General features: G+C 60.8%; 16 protein-coding genes. 6 read left to right on the top strand and 10 right to left on the bottom strand.

The annotated features are described in order from the left end of the window. Window positions 1-4: 4 nt before the first annotated feature. Complete coding sequence (locus QCBJ_RS10235) at window positions 5-367, bottom strand: NUDIX hydrolase (protein ID WP_064054544.1); 363 nt, start codon at window positions 365-367, stop codon at window positions 5-7. A gap of 127 nt (window positions 368-494) precedes the next feature. Between QCBJ_RS10235 and QCBJ_RS10230 the strand changes: the two genes are divergently transcribed. Together QCBJ_RS10230 and QCBJ_RS10225 are read left to right on the top strand one after the other, a co-directional pair. Beyond that, entirely contained in the window at window positions 495-1475 is a 981-nt protein-coding gene (locus QCBJ_RS10230) for a Gfo/Idh/MocA family protein (protein WP_102060726.1), read from the top strand. A gap of 42 nt (window positions 1476-1517) precedes the next feature. Beyond that, window positions 1518-2147 carry a ribonuclease T2 gene (locus tag QCBJ_RS10225; protein ID WP_012724740.1) on the top strand — a complete coding sequence of 210 codons (630 nt, stop codon included), beginning with the start codon at window positions 1518-1520 and terminating at the stop codon, window positions 2145-2147. Here the strand turns inward: QCBJ_RS10225 and QCBJ_RS10220 are convergent. Next, window positions 2138-3004, bottom strand: coding sequence for a helix-turn-helix domain-containing protein (locus tag QCBJ_RS10220; RefSeq protein WP_102060725.1), 867 nt, complete (start codon window positions 3002-3004; stop codon window positions 2138-2140). The two genes, QCBJ_RS10225 and QCBJ_RS10220, sit on opposite strands and share 10 nt — an antisense overlap. 109 nt (window positions 3005-3113) lie before the next feature. Here QCBJ_RS10220 and QCBJ_RS10215 point away from each other — a divergent pair, with 109 nt between their 5' ends. Beyond that, on the top strand, window positions 3114-3524 hold the full coding sequence (locus QCBJ_RS10215; RefSeq protein ID WP_093541714.1) for a hypothetical protein: 411 nt from the start codon (window positions 3114-3116) through the stop codon (window positions 3522-3524). A 33-nt stretch (window positions 3525-3557) separates the two neighbouring features. Here the strand turns inward: QCBJ_RS10215 and QCBJ_RS10210 are convergent, their stop codons facing one another. After that, entirely contained in the window at window positions 3558-3893 is a 336-nt protein-coding gene (locus QCBJ_RS10210) for a hypothetical protein (RefSeq protein WP_093541716.1), read from the bottom strand. A gap of 91 nt (window positions 3894-3984) precedes the next feature. Here QCBJ_RS10210 and QCBJ_RS10205 point away from each other — a divergent pair, with 91 nt between their 5' ends. Together QCBJ_RS10205 and glsB are read left to right on the top strand one after the other, a co-directional pair. Further along, complete coding sequence (locus QCBJ_RS10205; RefSeq protein WP_012724736.1) at window positions 3985-4329, top strand: hypothetical protein; 345 nt, start codon at window positions 3985-3987, stop codon at window positions 4327-4329. A 55-nt stretch (window positions 4330-4384) separates the two neighbouring features. Next, window positions 4385-5293, top strand: a complete 909-nt coding sequence (glsB, locus tag QCBJ_RS10200) for a glutaminase B (RefSeq protein WP_012724735.1) — start codon at window positions 4385-4387, stop codon at window positions 5291-5293. A 38-nt stretch (window positions 5294-5331) separates the two neighbouring features. On the opposite strand, the gene QCBJ_RS10195 is transcribed toward glsB, so the two are convergent. The 5 genes from QCBJ_RS10195 to QCBJ_RS10175 all read right to left on the bottom strand — a co-directional run bounded on the left by QCBJ_RS10195 (window position 5332) and on the right by QCBJ_RS10175 (window position 9498). After that, entirely contained in the window at window positions 5332-5571 is a 240-nt protein-coding gene (locus tag QCBJ_RS10195) for a DUF6124 family protein (protein WP_102060724.1), read from the bottom strand. A gap of 465 nt (window positions 5572-6036) precedes the next feature. Continuing rightward, a complete protein-coding gene (locus QCBJ_RS10190; protein WP_102060723.1) occupies window positions 6037-7305 on the bottom strand; it encodes an FAD-binding oxidoreductase in 1269 nt (422 codons plus the stop codon). Further along, complete coding sequence (locus tag QCBJ_RS10185) at window positions 7302-8054, bottom strand: amino acid ABC transporter ATP-binding protein (protein ID WP_012724732.1); 753 nt, start codon at window positions 8052-8054, stop codon at window positions 7302-7304. Before QCBJ_RS10185 ends, QCBJ_RS10190 begins: the two co-directional genes overlap by 4 nt. After that, the gene (locus QCBJ_RS10180; RefSeq protein WP_012724731.1) at window positions 8051-8719 is read right to left on the bottom strand and encodes an amino acid ABC transporter permease; all 669 of its coding nucleotides are present in this window, start codon (window positions 8717-8719) and stop codon (window positions 8051-8053) included. The genes QCBJ_RS10185 and QCBJ_RS10180 overlap by 4 nt, the downstream gene beginning before the upstream one ends. Then, on the bottom strand, window positions 8716-9498 hold the full coding sequence (locus tag QCBJ_RS10175; protein ID WP_012724730.1) for an ABC transporter substrate-binding protein: 783 nt from the start codon (window positions 9496-9498) through the stop codon (window positions 8716-8718). The genes QCBJ_RS10180 and QCBJ_RS10175 overlap by 4 nt, the downstream gene beginning before the upstream one ends. A gap of 215 nt (window positions 9499-9713) precedes the next feature. On the opposite strand from QCBJ_RS10175, the gene QCBJ_RS10170 reads away from it, so the two are divergent. Next, window positions 9714-10493, top strand: coding sequence for an IclR family transcriptional regulator (locus tag QCBJ_RS10170; protein WP_012724729.1), 780 nt, complete (start codon window positions 9714-9716; stop codon window positions 10491-10493). A gap of 134 nt (window positions 10494-10627) precedes the next feature. Here the strand turns inward: QCBJ_RS10170 and QCBJ_RS10165 are convergent, their stop codons facing one another. Further along, the gene (locus QCBJ_RS10165) at window positions 10628-11872 is read right to left on the bottom strand and encodes a saccharopine dehydrogenase family protein (protein ID WP_012724728.1); all 1245 of its coding nucleotides are present in this window, start codon (window positions 11870-11872) and stop codon (window positions 10628-10630) included. 28 nt (window positions 11873-11900) lie between these two features. Then, the gene (locus QCBJ_RS10160) at window positions 11901-12998 is read right to left on the bottom strand and encodes a carboxynorspermidine decarboxylase (protein ID WP_012724727.1); all 1098 of its coding nucleotides are present in this window, start codon (window positions 12996-12998) and stop codon (window positions 11901-11903) included. Window positions 12999-13095: the final 97 nt, after the last annotated feature.

Raw genomic sequence — 13095 nt, 5'->3', positions numbered from 1 at the left:
TGAACTACAGGCGACGTAGAAAGGATCTGACGATATGCCGGGTGGCGTCGGTGGTGTCCAGTTCATCCATGGCGCCATAGGCATGCCACTGGCAGTCGACGATTTCGTTGCGAGGCCGCGCGTCTTCGATGTTCACCACCGAGGCCTCGAACACATGGTGCAGGGTGTCGCGGGCCTTGAGTTCCTGCAAGTACAGCAAGCCGTCCACGTTCAATCCGGTTTCTTCTTCCAGCTCGCGCTCGGCAGCGCCGACCGGGCGCTCGTTGCGTTCAACCTTGCCGCCCGGCAACGCCCATTTCGATCTGGCCTTGCGCACGAAGAGGATATGCCCCTCGTGTTCGCAAATGACCGTGGCCCTGATTTTCATCGTCTGTGCCCCCGCAGTGAGATGAGTGTCATAAAAGTGTAATGCAATTGTCATGCTAAGTGGTTATGGCGCTGACGTGTGGGGATGTGGATACTGCCCGATTGACGAAAACGCACGAGGGAAACCGATGAACACCGTATGCTGGGGCATGATCGGCTGTGGCAGTGTCACTGAATTGAAGAGTGGACCCGCCTTCTACAAAGCGCCAGGTTCGGCGCTGGTGGCCGTCATGGGGCGCCGCGAGGAAGCCGTGCGCGATTATGCGGCGCGCCATGGCATTGCCCGCTTCTATACCGACGCCCAGGCCCTGATCGACGATCCCGAGGTGGACGCGGTGTACATCGCCACGCCACCCGACAGCCACCTTGAATACAGCCTGATGGTGGCCGCAGCGGGCAAGCATTGCTGTGTCGAAAAACCGATGGCATTGAATGCCGAGCAAAGCGCATTGATGCAGCGCACCTTCGAGCGTGCCGGCCTGCACCTGTTTGTTTCGTACTACCGCCGTTCGCTGCCGCGTTTCCAACAAGTGCGCCAGTGGCTGCAAGAGGGGCGCATCGGCCAACTGCGCCACCTGACTTGGACCCTGTGCAAGCCACCGGGCGCCGATGACGCCGACGCCGCCAATTGGCGCACCGACCCGCTGATTGCCGGCGGCGGTTACTTTGCCGACCTGGCCAGCCATGGGTTTGACCTGTTCCAGTACCTGGCCGGGGATATTGTCGAGGTCTCGGGCTTCACCGCGCGACAGGCCGGGCAGTATGCCGCCGAGGATGCCGTGACGGCCTGTTGGACATTCGCGTCCGGCGCGCTGGGCATGGGCTGCTGGAACTTTGTCGCCGACCGTCGTGAAGACCGGGTCGAGCTGATTGGCAGCAAGGGGCGCATTACCTTTGCAGTATTCGAGGACCAGCCGCTGCGCCTGGAAGGCGAGGTCGACGAGGTGCTGGACGTGCCTTGCCACGCGCATATCCAGTGGCACCATGTGTTGGCCATGAACGCCCATATCCGCGGGGAAGCCGAACACCCTTCACAGGCGATCGAGGCGTTGAAGACCGATCGGATCCTCGACAAGGTGCTACAACGTAACCCCCATCATCCTGGGTAGTTGCAATAGGGTAGTGATTCATTTTTCTTAAGGAACACGGGGATGAAATACTGGATGGTGTTGTGGCTGGCCATTGCCACAAGTGCAATGGCGGCGCCACGGGAGCAGCGGCCGGCGGGGGATTTTGATTTCTATGTGCTGTCGCTGTCATGGTCGCCGACGTTCTGCCTGACGCACCCGGACAACGAGCAGTGTTCGGGCAAAGGCTACGGCTTCGTGTTGCACGGACTGTGGCCGCAATACGCTCGGGGCGGGTGGCCAGCGTCGTGCGAGCCTCAATCGCAACTCTCGGCCGAAGACATGGCCAAGGGCGCGCTGATGTTTCCCACGCGCTCACTGCTCAAGCATGAATGGGCCAAGCACGGGACCTGCAGCGGCCTGGAGGCCTCGCGCTACCTGGAGGCCACTGATGCGGCGTTGGGCGCCGTGCAGATCCCACCGCAACTGCAGCCGTTCAATGTGCCCAATTATTTGCAAGCCCGGGACATCGAACAGCTGTTCCGCGAGAGCAACCCCGCCATGGGCGACCACAGTGTGGCGGTGATCTGCAAAGGCAAGGTGTTGTCTGAAGTACGGATATGCCTGAGCAAGGAATTGCGCTTTGCCGGTTGCCCCAGGAGCGTGAAGACCCAGTGCCGGGACGGTGACATCCGGATCCCGGTTCAGCGTTGAGCCGGCGCCTGGAGCGCGTGCAACGCAATGGTCGCGGCCGCGTTCGCACTGAAGGCCCCGGCGCGATCCGCCAGGTAGCGCGCGGGCGGTTGGCCCATTGCCTTGCGGAACATGGTGATAAAGCCGCTGGCGTTCTCATAACCCAGGTCCAGGGCGACCCGCTGCACGCTTTCACCCCTGGCCAGGCGTTGCAATGACAGGATCACATGCAACTGCCGGCGCCAGCGGCCGAAACTCAGGCCGAACTCTTCCAGCAGCAGGCGCGTCATGCTGCGCTCGCTCATGCCGATGCGCACGGCCCACTGGCCGAGGGTGGCCTTATCGCCGGGGTTGGCCAGCAGGCTGTCGGCCAGGCGCCGCAACCGTGGGTCCTGGGGCATCGGCAGGTGCAAGTCTTCGATGGGCGCCTGGGCCAACTCGTCCAGCAGCGTGCTGATCAACCGGCCCTGAGCGCCGTCCTCTTCGTACCAATGCGGAAAGCTTACCGCCTTAGTAATCAACTCATGCAACAGGCCGGACACCGCCAGCGTGCAGCATTGCGGGGGCAGGGCGCCAGCGGCGTGCGGGTCGATCAGCAGGCAATACACCTCGGCTTCGCCGGCCCCCCGCGCCGCATGTGAAAGGCCGCCGGGGATCCACAGCGCACACTGGGGCGGCACAATCCAGATACCGGCCTCGATCTGGCAATGAATCACCCCGCGCAGGGTGTACATCAACTGGCCCTTGCGATGGACATGCGGTGCATGCTCCCAGGTCTGGGACGTGCTGGTAGCGCCCACGGCCACCACGGCGCGCGGGATCATGTCGGCGTCCTTGGCCCTGGAGGGGTCGAATTGATCAAGGCGGTGGTGCGTCATGGCGGTTTCACAGCTTGGCTGAATTGCGAAACATTCTGGCTATTCTGTGCAATGCCGTCCAGCAGGTTGATCCCTATGATGAGATCCACTCTCATTAAGGAGCTCTGCCATGCGACTCGACAGTTCAACATTCCCAGTGGTGAAAATCGTCTTTGATGCGCCAAACGAAGGCGGGCCCGACGATGCATTCGTGGTCTTCGAAGGCCTGCTGGCCCGCCAGCAAGCCTTTGTGCTGCTGCATGAAAAGGCCGAAGATGAAAACAGTCACGAACACTCCCACGAAGAGCGCAAACAGGCGTCGATCTGGATGAAGAAAAACAGGCCGGCCCTGCGCACGTACGTCAAGGGCATGATCCAGGTCGAGCCCAGCGCTGCGCAGCGGCTGGCGCTCAAGCCGTTTGCCGTGATGTTTGGCAAGGCGTGGGGCTACCCGTTGCTGGTGGTGGAATCCAAAGACCGCGCCTGGGCGCTGGCGCGGGACGTGCTGGATGATCGGGTGTCGGATGTGGCGCATTTTTAACGCGGCCTACAGTCCGCAAAAATGTGGCGCTCATCAGTCCACGCACATCGCCCGGCCCAGCTGGCCTTTCTCGACAGTGGCCGAGCAACCAAAGCGGCCGTTATCCGCCTGACACGCGCCGGTTACCGGGCGATTTTCGGAGGATGTGGTCACGCTGGTCCGGCATTCGCCTTCACACTGGCTCGAATCGGTACACGCCTTGCCCGCGTCCTTGTAGGGCGTGATGCACTTCCAGCTCTGCAGTTTGCCGACTTGCTTCATGCTGCCGCCACCGGCCAGGCAAACAGAGGCGGTGGCGTCTTGGGGCGGCGGCGTCGACGTACATGCCGATACCAACAGCAGGGCGGCCAGGGCGATCATCAGTTTCATGCAAAGGTCCTCAAAGGGTGAGCGCAGCGGTGCAGTGTACGGGCAATTGGACTACTTTGAGTGACGAGCCATCCCTGATCGGTACCGAGCGATGCAGACCTTATGGAAGCGCTATATGGCGCTGCTGGAAAACGACCTGAGCACGCAGATCTTCGACAACGTGAAGAACCTGCTGGTGTGTGCACTGTTGTTTGCGGCGGGGACGCACACATTGGTCGGGCAACGTGAACTGTTTATCGGCGTGTTTGCGTCCGATGTCGCGGGGTGGGGGTTGATCATCCTGTCCGCATTGCTGACGGTGTTGAATATCAGCGATGGCATTCGCCGGCTGGCCAAGCTGCGTTATCACCTGGCGCTGCAACTGTTGCTGATCCTGGTGTACCTGGTGATTGCCGAGCGGGTGGTTGAGATTATGTGGGGCTTCCGCGCGCATTGAAGTATCCTCCGCGACCCGTTTACCAGCGATTCCAACACAGATGACAGGACAAGACATGCAGGCGATGCTCTCGTCGATTCTCGACGAAGTGCGCCCACTGATCGGCCTCGGCAAAGTCGCCGATTACATCCCCGCGCTGGCCGATGTACCGGCCAACCAACTCGGTATCGCCGTGTACGGCAACGACGGCTCGGCCTACCGCGCCGGTGATGCGGACACGCTGTTTTCGGTGCAGAGCATCTCCAAGGTGTTCAGCCTGGTGCAGGCCATCGACCACGGCGGCGAAACCATCTGGGAGCGCTTGGGCCACGAGCCGTCAGGGCAGCCGTTCAACTCCATGGTGCAGTTGGAATTCGAACGCGGGCGCCCGCGCAATCCGTTCATCAATGCGGGTGCGCTGGTGATCTGCGACATCAACCAGTCGCGCTTCGCCGTGCCGATCCTGTCGATGCGCGACTTCGTGCGGCGCCTGTCGGGCAACCCACACATCCTGGTCAACAGCGTCGTCGCCGAATCCGAAGCCCAGCATGGCGCGCGCAACGCCGCCATGGCCTACCTGATGAAATCCTTCGGCAACTTCCACAACGACGTGGATGCCGTGCTGCACAGCTACTTCAACTACTGCGCGCTGCAAATGAGCTGCGTGGATCTGGCCAAGGCGTTCAGCTTCCTGGCCAACGAGGGCACGAGTGCCCACAGCGGCGAACAGATTCTGACCGCCCGACAGACCCGACAAGTCAACTCGATCATGGCCACCAGCGGGCTGTATGACGAGGCAGGGAATTTTGCTTATCGCGTCGGCTTGCCGGGCAAGAGCGGAGTGGGTGGCGGGATCGTTGCCGTGGTGCCGGGGCAGTTTACGGTGTGCGTGTGGTCGCCGGAGTTGAACGCGGCGGGAAATTCGCTGGCGGGGATGAAGGCGTTGGAGTTGTTGAGTGAGCGGATTGGGTGGTCGGTGTTTTGAGATCGTTCCCGTTCATGGGAACGATCGTCTTTGACGATTCAGGCTGCGGGGTAAGCCGTATTCAGCGCCTTGTCGACCAATAGTTGCACCCCTTCCAGCATGCGGCAGATGCCCAGCGCAATGTTGCGTTGGGCGCCGTTTACTTCAAATGCCAGGTGGGTCGCGATGTCGTTGATGGCGGCGAGGTCTTGGGAGGCGTTGGCCAGCAAGGTTTCCGTGTCTAAGTCGGCACGGACGGTGAAGAGTGTTTCTGGGGGATTGGGGCTGTCTTTGATCATGGTCAAATCTCTTTGGGAGTTGAGCCGCCACGATTCGCGGTCAAGCGAAAGGGGGTGGCAGCTATACGCGGGTTGACCGACCGGTCCCAAAGTAGCCCGGCATACCCGAAGGTATCCCGCGTACAGCTGCCGCGACACGATACAGCAGACGCAAAAGAAACGCCTGGATCGATGTTGATGCAGATGCACTTTGGGTTCGGACGGTCAAATCCGGCCGCTGAATTGGCAGCGACGGCGCAGAGGTTAGTCAGCGAAGTTCCGAGCGACAACCTGAAACCCTTGTGGGAAAAGTCCTGGAACTCATGGCTAAATGCGATCCCTTGTGGCGAGGGAGCTTGCTCCCGTTGGGCCGCGAAGCGACCCCAGGACGGTTTGCGCGGTATACCTGATGCGGCTCGGTTGTCGGGTTTAAGGGCTGCTGCGCAGCCCAGCGCGAGCAAGCTCGCTCACTACAGGGGACGTATTTCAGCTGATATTGAACCGATCCAACACGCTATACCACGCAACGCCTGCCCCAATGTAAAACCGCTGCAACCCATGCATCGGCAAGCGCTGCAACGGTGTCACCGGGTAGGCGAACTCTGCCTGGCTGTCACACAGCTTGCCCGCCAATTGCTGGCCCAGGCTGGTACACAGTGCGATCCCACGGCCATTGCAGCCCAGTGCTAATGTGAGCCCCGGCGCTGGCTGGTGAACATGGGGCATGAAGTCACGGGTGATTGCGATACGGCCCGCCCAGCGATACTCAAATTCCAATGGCCCCAACTGCGGAAACAGCAACGCCAGCGAGCGTTCCAGGTGGGCGAAATCGGTGGGCGAGGTGGGGTCGTTGAACAGCCCGCGTCCGCCCATCAGCAAGCGGCCATGGCTGTCTTTGCGAAAGTACAGCAACAGCCTTTGTGCGGTGGAGACGGTTTCCTGGCCCGGTAAAATGCTGTCGACTGCATGGCCTTTCAAAGGCTTGGTCGCGACGATAAAACTGTTCGCCGCCAATATGCTTTGAGCCATGCCCGGCCACAGGTTGCCGCTGTAGCCGTTGGTGGCCAGCACGACTTGATCGGCCGTGACCTGTGCACCGTTAGCGGTCTGTAACTGCCAGCCGGAGCCCTGGCGATGCAAGCCCGTCACCGCGCTGTGCCCATGAATCCGCACACCCGCCGCCAGCGCCGCGCCCACCAACCCCCGGGCATACGCCAGCGGTTGAATCGCACCCGCGCGACCGTCCAGCCAGCCGCCGGCAAAAGCGTCGCTGCCCATGCGCGAGGCCACCGCCGTTGCGTTCAAACGCTGCACCGGCACGCCGCGTCGGGCCCATTGATCCGCGCGTGCATGTAACCCTACCACGCCTTTTTCGGTGTACGACACCTGCATCCAACCCTTGCGCACCGGCGCGCAATCAATGCCGTGCTTTTCGATCAGCCTGAACACCAGGTCGGCCGAATTCGACACGGTTGAGATCAACGGTTCGGCGCGCTCCGGACCGTACATTTGCACCAGTTGCTCGGGGTCGTATTTGAGCGTCGGGTTGACCTGCCCACCGTTGCGTCCCGACGCGCCCCAGCCCGGCTCGTTGGCCTCCAATACACATACACTGACGCCACGCTCGGCCAAATGCAGCGCCGTCGACAAGCCGGTATACCCCGCGCCGACAATCGCCACATCCACCTTCACCGATTCGCTCAACGCAGGCGTCGGCACCACCGAGGGCGCAGTCGCTGACCACAATGACTTCATGACAGGCTCCGCGTATCACCAGTGGGGTGCAGCACCCGCCGCAGGAAATCCTGGGTGCGCGGATGCTGCGGATTGCCCAGCACTTGCTCGGCCGCGCCACTTTCTACGATGTAGCCGCCATGCAGGAAGCACACCCGGTCTGCCACCTCCCGCGCAAAACCCATTTCGTGAGTGACCACGATCATGGTCATGCCTTCATCGGCGAGGGTGCGCATCACCGCCAATACATCGCCGACCAGTTCTGGGTCGAGCGCCGAGGTGGGTTCATCGAACAGCATGGCTTCGGGTTTCATCGCCAGGGCGCGGGCGATGGCCACGCGTTGTTGCTGGCCTCCGGAGAGTTGTTCCGGGTAGGCGTCGGCCTTGGCGCTCAGGCCGACTTTTTCCAGCAGTACCAGGGCTTCTTCGCGGGCCTGCTTGGGCGACTCGCCTTTGACGTACACCGGGCCTTCCATCACGTTCTCCAGCACGCTGCGGTGAGGGAACAGGTTGAAGCGTTGGAATACCATGCCCATGCGGCTGCGCAGGGCGTGCACGGTCTTGCTGCCGCGCTGCACGGTTTCGCCGAACACGGTAATCGCGCCACCGTCGTAGGCCTCCAGCGCGTTGATGCAGCGCAGCAGGGTGGATTTGCCAGAGCCCGAGGGGCCGATGAGGCACACCACTTCACCCTTGGCCACGTCCAAGTCGACGCCGTGCAGCACGCGGTGGCTGCCGTAGTGTTTTTGCAGTTGGCGAATCTCGATCATGCTTTTTTCCTCCGGCCCAGGTGCTGTTCCATGCGGCGCAGGCCATACACCAGCGGCAGGCTCATCAGCAGGTAGAGCAGGGCGACCAAGGTGTAGACGGTCATGTTCTGGAAGGTCGACGAGGCGATCAGTTGGCCTTGGCGGGTCATCTCGGCGACGGTGATGGTGGACACCAGCGACGAGTCCTTGAGCATCATCACCAGCGTGTTGCCATACGGCGGCAGCGCAATGCGAAACGCTTGCGGCAGGATCACCCGGCGCATCATCAGCGTCGAGCGCATGCCCAAGGCTTCGGCGGCTTCACGCTGGCCCTGTTCAACGGCAATGATGCCGGTGCGGAAGTTCTCGGCCTGGTACGCCGAGTAGGCGATGCCCATGCCGATCACGCCTGCATAAAACGCAGTGAGGTGCACACCCATGTCGGGCAGCACGAAGTAGATGTAGAACAGCTGCACGATGATCGGCAGGCCACGGATCACGTTGATGATTGTGCTCGCCGTCCACGACAGCGCACGGATCGGCGACAGCTTGAGCAACGCCAGCACCAGGCCGATGGCACTGCTGAGCAGGAACGACAGCACGGTGATCTGGATCGTCACCCAGGCGCCTTGCAGCAAAATCGGCAAGAAGTCCTGGGCGTTTTGCAGGAACTCAGCCGGGTTCATGGGCGCACCTGGGTATCGAGTCCCCACTTCTTCAGGATGCTGTCGAGGGTGCCATCCGCCTTGATGCTGGCGATGGCGGTGTTCAGGCGTTCGAGGGTTTTTGTGTCGCCCTTGCGCACCACCAGGCACACTTCGCCGACATTGGTGGGCTTGTAGTCCGGCGCCAGTTTCACGCCTTTGAACAGCTTCTGGCGGATCTGGTAGGCGACCACCGGCTGATCACCCACGGCGGCCTTGATGCGGCCCAGGGACAGGTCACGGACCATCTCGCCGATGGAGTCGTAGGTGCGGATTTCCTTGAAGATGCCGAGCTTGTTCAACTGGTCATAGAAGACGGTGCCGGCCTGTACGCCGACCACCTGATCCTTCAGCGGCATCAGGTCGGGGTAGGCGGTGTTGTCATCGGTGTTGATGATCAGGCCTTCACCGTAGGCATACACCGGGGCGCTGAAGTCGACGACCTTGGTGCGCTCTTCGGTCTTGAGCATGCCCGCGGAAATGAAGTCGAGCTTGCCGGAGGTCAGGGAGGGGATCAGTGCGGCGAAGTTGGTCTGCTCGATCTGGCTGGTGAAACCGCCGGCCTTGCCCACGGCCTCAGCCACGTCGACCATCACGCCCTGGATGCTGTTGCTCTTGATGTCGAGGAAGGTAAACGGCGAACCACTGGCCGTTGCACCGACTTTGTACGAGGACGCACTTTCTGCGTGCGCAGCGCTGACGCAGAACGTGGCGCAGAGACCGAAGGCAAGGCGGCGAAACAAGGGCGAAAGACTGTTCATCGGGTTACTCCAGAAGGAAAACGGAAAGTCAGTACCGCAAGCGGCTGCCGATGAAATCGCAAGCTCTGTGCCATTTCGATTTAAAAAAATCGAATGTCGCTATAGAAATTAGATAAAATGAACTATTCGTATCGCTATGCGATATTTAGTGGTCTATTTTAATGATTTAGAGTAGAAATATCGCCACGCCTGATCGACCTGACCGCGAGTCCTCCATGTCCGAAGAACGCAACAGTCTGCACAACCAATCCCTGGAAAAGGGCCTGTCGGTGCTTAAGGCCTTCAGTGCCCAACGCCGCAGCATGAGCCTTGCAGAGGTGGCCGAGGCCGCCGGCATGACCAAAAGCTCGGCCCAGCGCATGGTGTTTACCCTTGAGAGCCTGGGTTACCTTCGGAAACACTCCCGCACACGGCATTACCAACTCACACCGCACGTGCTGGAGTTGGGCTTCAGTTACCTGGATGCGCATTCGTTGATCGAGGTGGCCAATCCGTTTCTCTCGGAGTTGACGCGATTGACCGGTGAGACCTCGTGCCTCACCGAACCTGCGGGCTACGACATGACCTATATCGCACGGTTCGTCAGCTCGGGCTTTGTGCCGGTGCATATGCCGATCGGCTCGCGGGTGCCGATGTATTGCACGGCGTCGGGGCGAGCGTATTTGAGTGCCTTGCCGCAGGACGAGGCGCTGGTGTTGATCGAGAACAGCCAGCGTATTGCGCACACCAGCCAGACGCTGACGGAAGTCGACAAAATCATGGAGTCGTTGCAGCAAGTGCGCGAGCAGGGCTATGCGGTGAATGGCCAGGAGCTGTTCCTGGGCGACATGACCATTGGTGCGCCGGTGCTGGGCGCCAATGGCCGGCCGGTGGCGGCGGTGCATGTGGTGGCGCCCACCAGTCGGTGGAGCAGGGCGGATGCGGAGCGGCAGTTGGCGCCGGCGCTTTTACAATGTTCGAGGGCGCTGAGCAACTCGGCCCGGAACTTGGAGTAACAGACACCCTAAAACAAAATGTGGGAGGGGGCTTGCCCCCGATTGCAGTGTGTCAGTCAATACAGCTGTGACTGATCTACCGCTCTCGGGGGCAAGCCCCCTCCCACCGTTTTGTTCGGTCAGCGATCGCCTATTCAGGCAATTGCATCCCAAGCCCGATCACCGTGCTCGTCTTTGATCCGAGTCGGCAAGCCCATCACGTCCAGCGCTTTCAGGAACGGCTCAGCCGGCAGTTCTTCGACGTTGGCCATGTGCTTCACATCCCATTCGCCACGCGCCACCAGCAGCGCGGCGGCGACCGGTGGAACACCTGCGGTGTAGGAGATGCCTTGGCTGTCGGTCTCGGCAAAGGCTTCTTCATGGCACGCCACGTTGTAGATGAACATCTCGTGGGGTTGGCCGTTCTTGGTGCCTTTGACCAGGTCGCCGATGCAGGTCTTGCCGGTGTAGCCCGGCGCGAGCGAAGACGGGTCGGGCAGCACGGCCTTGACCAGTTTCAGCGGCACGACTTCCAGGCCTTCGGCGGTGGTGACCGGCTTTTCGGAGAGCAGGCCGAGGTTCTTCAGCACGGTAAACACGTTGATGTAGTGTTCGCCGAAGCTCATCCAGAAACGCACGTTGGGCACGTCGAGGTTTTTCGACAGCGAGTGCACTTCATCGTGGCCGGTGAGGTAAAGGTTCTGCGAACCGACGACCGGCAGGTCGTCGGTGCGTTTGACTTCGAACATGGTGTTGCTGGTCCACTGGCTGTTCTGCCAGCTCCACACCTGTCCGGTGAACTCGCGGAAGTTGATTTCCGGGTCGAAGTTGGTGGCGAAGTATTTGCCATGGGAGCCGGCATTGACGTCGAGGATGTCGATCGAATCAATGCGGTCGAAATGCTGTTGCTGCGCCAGCGCGGCATACGCGTTGACGACACCCGGGTCGAAGCCCACGCCAAGGATGGCGGTGATGTTCTTCTGTTTGCACTCTTCCAGGTGGTTCCACTCGTAGTTGCCGTACCACGGCGGGGTCTCGCAGACCTTGCCCGGCTCTTCGTGGATGGCGGTGTCGAGGTACGCAACGCCGGTGTCGATGCAGGCCCGCAGGACCGACATGTTGAGGAACGCGGAGCCGACGTTGATGACGATCTGCGATTCGGTCTCGCGGATCAGGGCCTTGGTCGCTTCCACGTCCAGGGCGTTCAGCGCGAAGGCTTGGATATCGGCGGGAACCTTGAGGCTACCCTTGGCCTTGACGCTGTCGATGATGGCCTGGCATTTGGAGATGTTGCGCGACGCGATAGCAATACGACCGAGTTCGTCGTTGTGCTGCGCGCACTTGTGGGCCACCACCTTGGCGACACCTCCTGCACCAATGATAAGAACGTTCTTTTTCAATTGCTTTATCTCTCCTTTATCCGCCAGCTTACGAAAGGCTGGACAGGTAGTCGTCGTAACCAAATTCACGAACCACCTCGACTGTACCGTCGAGTTGTTTCACTACGATGGACGGCATTTTCAGGCCGTTGAACCAGTTTTTCTTGACCATGGTGTAGCCTGCGGTGTCGATGAACGACAGCCGATCGCCGATGGCCAGCGGACGATCAAATTGATACTCGCCGAAGATGTCCCCGGCCAGGCAGGATTTGCCGCACACCATGACGGTGTGTTCGCCATCGCTCGGCGCCAGCTTGGCGTTGAGGCGATAGATCAGCAGGTCCAGCAGGTGGGCTTCGATGGAACTGTCGACCACGGCGAGGTTCTTGCCGTTGTAGAGGGTGTCGAGCACGGTGACTTCCAGGGAGGCGCTGTTGGTGATCGCCGCTTCGCCGGGTTCCAGGTAGACCTGCACGCCGTACTTTTCGGAGAACGCCTTCAGGCGCGCGCAGAACGCGTCCACGGCATAGTCTTCACCGGTGAAGTGGATGCCGCCGCCGAGGCTGACCCACTCGACCTTGTGCAGCAGCGCGCCGAAGCGTTCTTCGATGGTGCCGAGCATGTTGTCGAACAGGCTGAAATCGCCGTTCTCGCAGTTGTTGTGGAACATGAAGCCGGAGATCTGCTCGATCACGCCTTCGATCTTCACCGGGTCCCATTCGCCCAGGCGGCTGAACGGACGCGCCGGGTCGGCCAGCAAGTAGTCGGAACTGCTCACCTGCGGGTTGACGCGCAGGCCGCGGGTCTTGCCTTCGGAGCGTTCGGCAAAGCGCTGCAGCTGGCTGATGGAGTTGAAGATGATCTTGTCGCAGTTATCCAGCATCTCTTCGATTTCATCGTCGGCCCAGGCCACACTGTAGGCGTGTGCCTCGCCTTCGAACTTCTGGCGGCCGAGCTTGAGCTCATACAGCGACGACGAGGTGGTGCCGTCCATGTATTGCTGCATCAGGTCGAACACCGACCAGGTGGCAAAGCACTTGAGCGCCAGCAGGGCCTTGGCGCCGGACTGCTCGCGCACGTAAGCAATCTTCTGCATGTTGACCAGAAGCTTCTGTTTATCGATGAGGTAGTACGGCGTTTTGATCATTTTTGAGAGCCTGCGGCGGTGCCTGCCAAAAAAGGACACGCATTGTGCCCGCACTTGGATCGAATCGAAAGGTTAGTGGGCGGATTTTGCTGCCCTT

Source organism: Pseudomonas sp. QC2, assembly GCF_002859085.1.
Taxonomy (GTDB): domain Bacteria; phylum Pseudomonadota; class Gammaproteobacteria; order Pseudomonadales; family Pseudomonadaceae; genus Aquipseudomonas; species Aquipseudomonas petroselini.
Note: the sequence above shows the minus strand (reverse complement) of the source record. Positions and strands in the feature narration are given on the sequence as shown.

Bases quoted from the DNA above. Each gene is read 5' to 3' on its own strand.
- QCBJ_RS10180 (WP_012724731.1), bottom strand. From the start codon at position 8,719: ATGAACCCGGCTGAGTTCCTGCAAAACGCCCAGGACTTCTTGCCGATT.
- QCBJ_RS10185 (WP_012724732.1), bottom strand. From the start codon at position 8,054: ATGATCGAGATTCGCCAACTGCAAAAACACTACGGCAGCCACCGCGTG.
- QCBJ_RS10220 (WP_102060725.1), bottom strand. From the start codon at position 3,004: ATGACGCACCACCGCCTTGATCAATTCGACCCCTCCAGGGCCAAGGAC.
- QCBJ_RS10215 (WP_093541714.1), top strand. From the start codon at position 3,114: ATGCGACTCGACAGTTCAACATTCCCAGTGGTGAAAATCGTCTTTGAT.
- QCBJ_RS10175 (WP_012724730.1), bottom strand. From the start codon at position 9,498: ATGAACAGTCTTTCGCCCTTGTTTCGCCGCCTTGCCTTCGGTCTCTGC.
- QCBJ_RS10160 (WP_012724727.1), bottom strand. From the start codon at position 12,998: ATGATCAAAACGCCGTACTACCTCATCGATAAACAGAAGCTTCTGGTC.
- glsB (WP_012724735.1), top strand. From the start codon at position 4,385: ATGCAGGCGATGCTCTCGTCGATTCTCGACGAAGTGCGCCCACTGATC.
- QCBJ_RS10235 (WP_064054544.1), bottom strand. From the start codon at position 367: ATGAAAATCAGGGCCACGGTCATTTGCGAACACGAGGGGCATATCCTC.
- QCBJ_RS10195 (WP_102060724.1), bottom strand. From the start codon at position 5,571: ATGATCAAAGACAGCCCCAATCCCCCAGAAACACTCTTCACCGTCCGT.
- QCBJ_RS10190 (WP_102060723.1), bottom strand. From the start codon at position 7,305: ATGAAGTCATTGTGGTCAGCGACTGCGCCCTCGGTGGTGCCGACGCCT.
- QCBJ_RS10170 (WP_012724729.1), top strand. From the start codon at position 9,714: ATGTCCGAAGAACGCAACAGTCTGCACAACCAATCCCTGGAAAAGGGC.
- QCBJ_RS10210 (WP_093541716.1), bottom strand. From the start codon at position 3,893: ATGAAACTGATGATCGCCCTGGCCGCCCTGCTGTTGGTATCGGCATGT.
- QCBJ_RS10205 (WP_012724736.1), top strand. From the start codon at position 3,985: ATGCAGACCTTATGGAAGCGCTATATGGCGCTGCTGGAAAACGACCTG.
- QCBJ_RS10230 (WP_102060726.1), top strand. From the start codon at position 495: ATGAACACCGTATGCTGGGGCATGATCGGCTGTGGCAGTGTCACTGAA.
- QCBJ_RS10225 (WP_012724740.1), top strand. From the start codon at position 1,518: ATGAAATACTGGATGGTGTTGTGGCTGGCCATTGCCACAAGTGCAATG.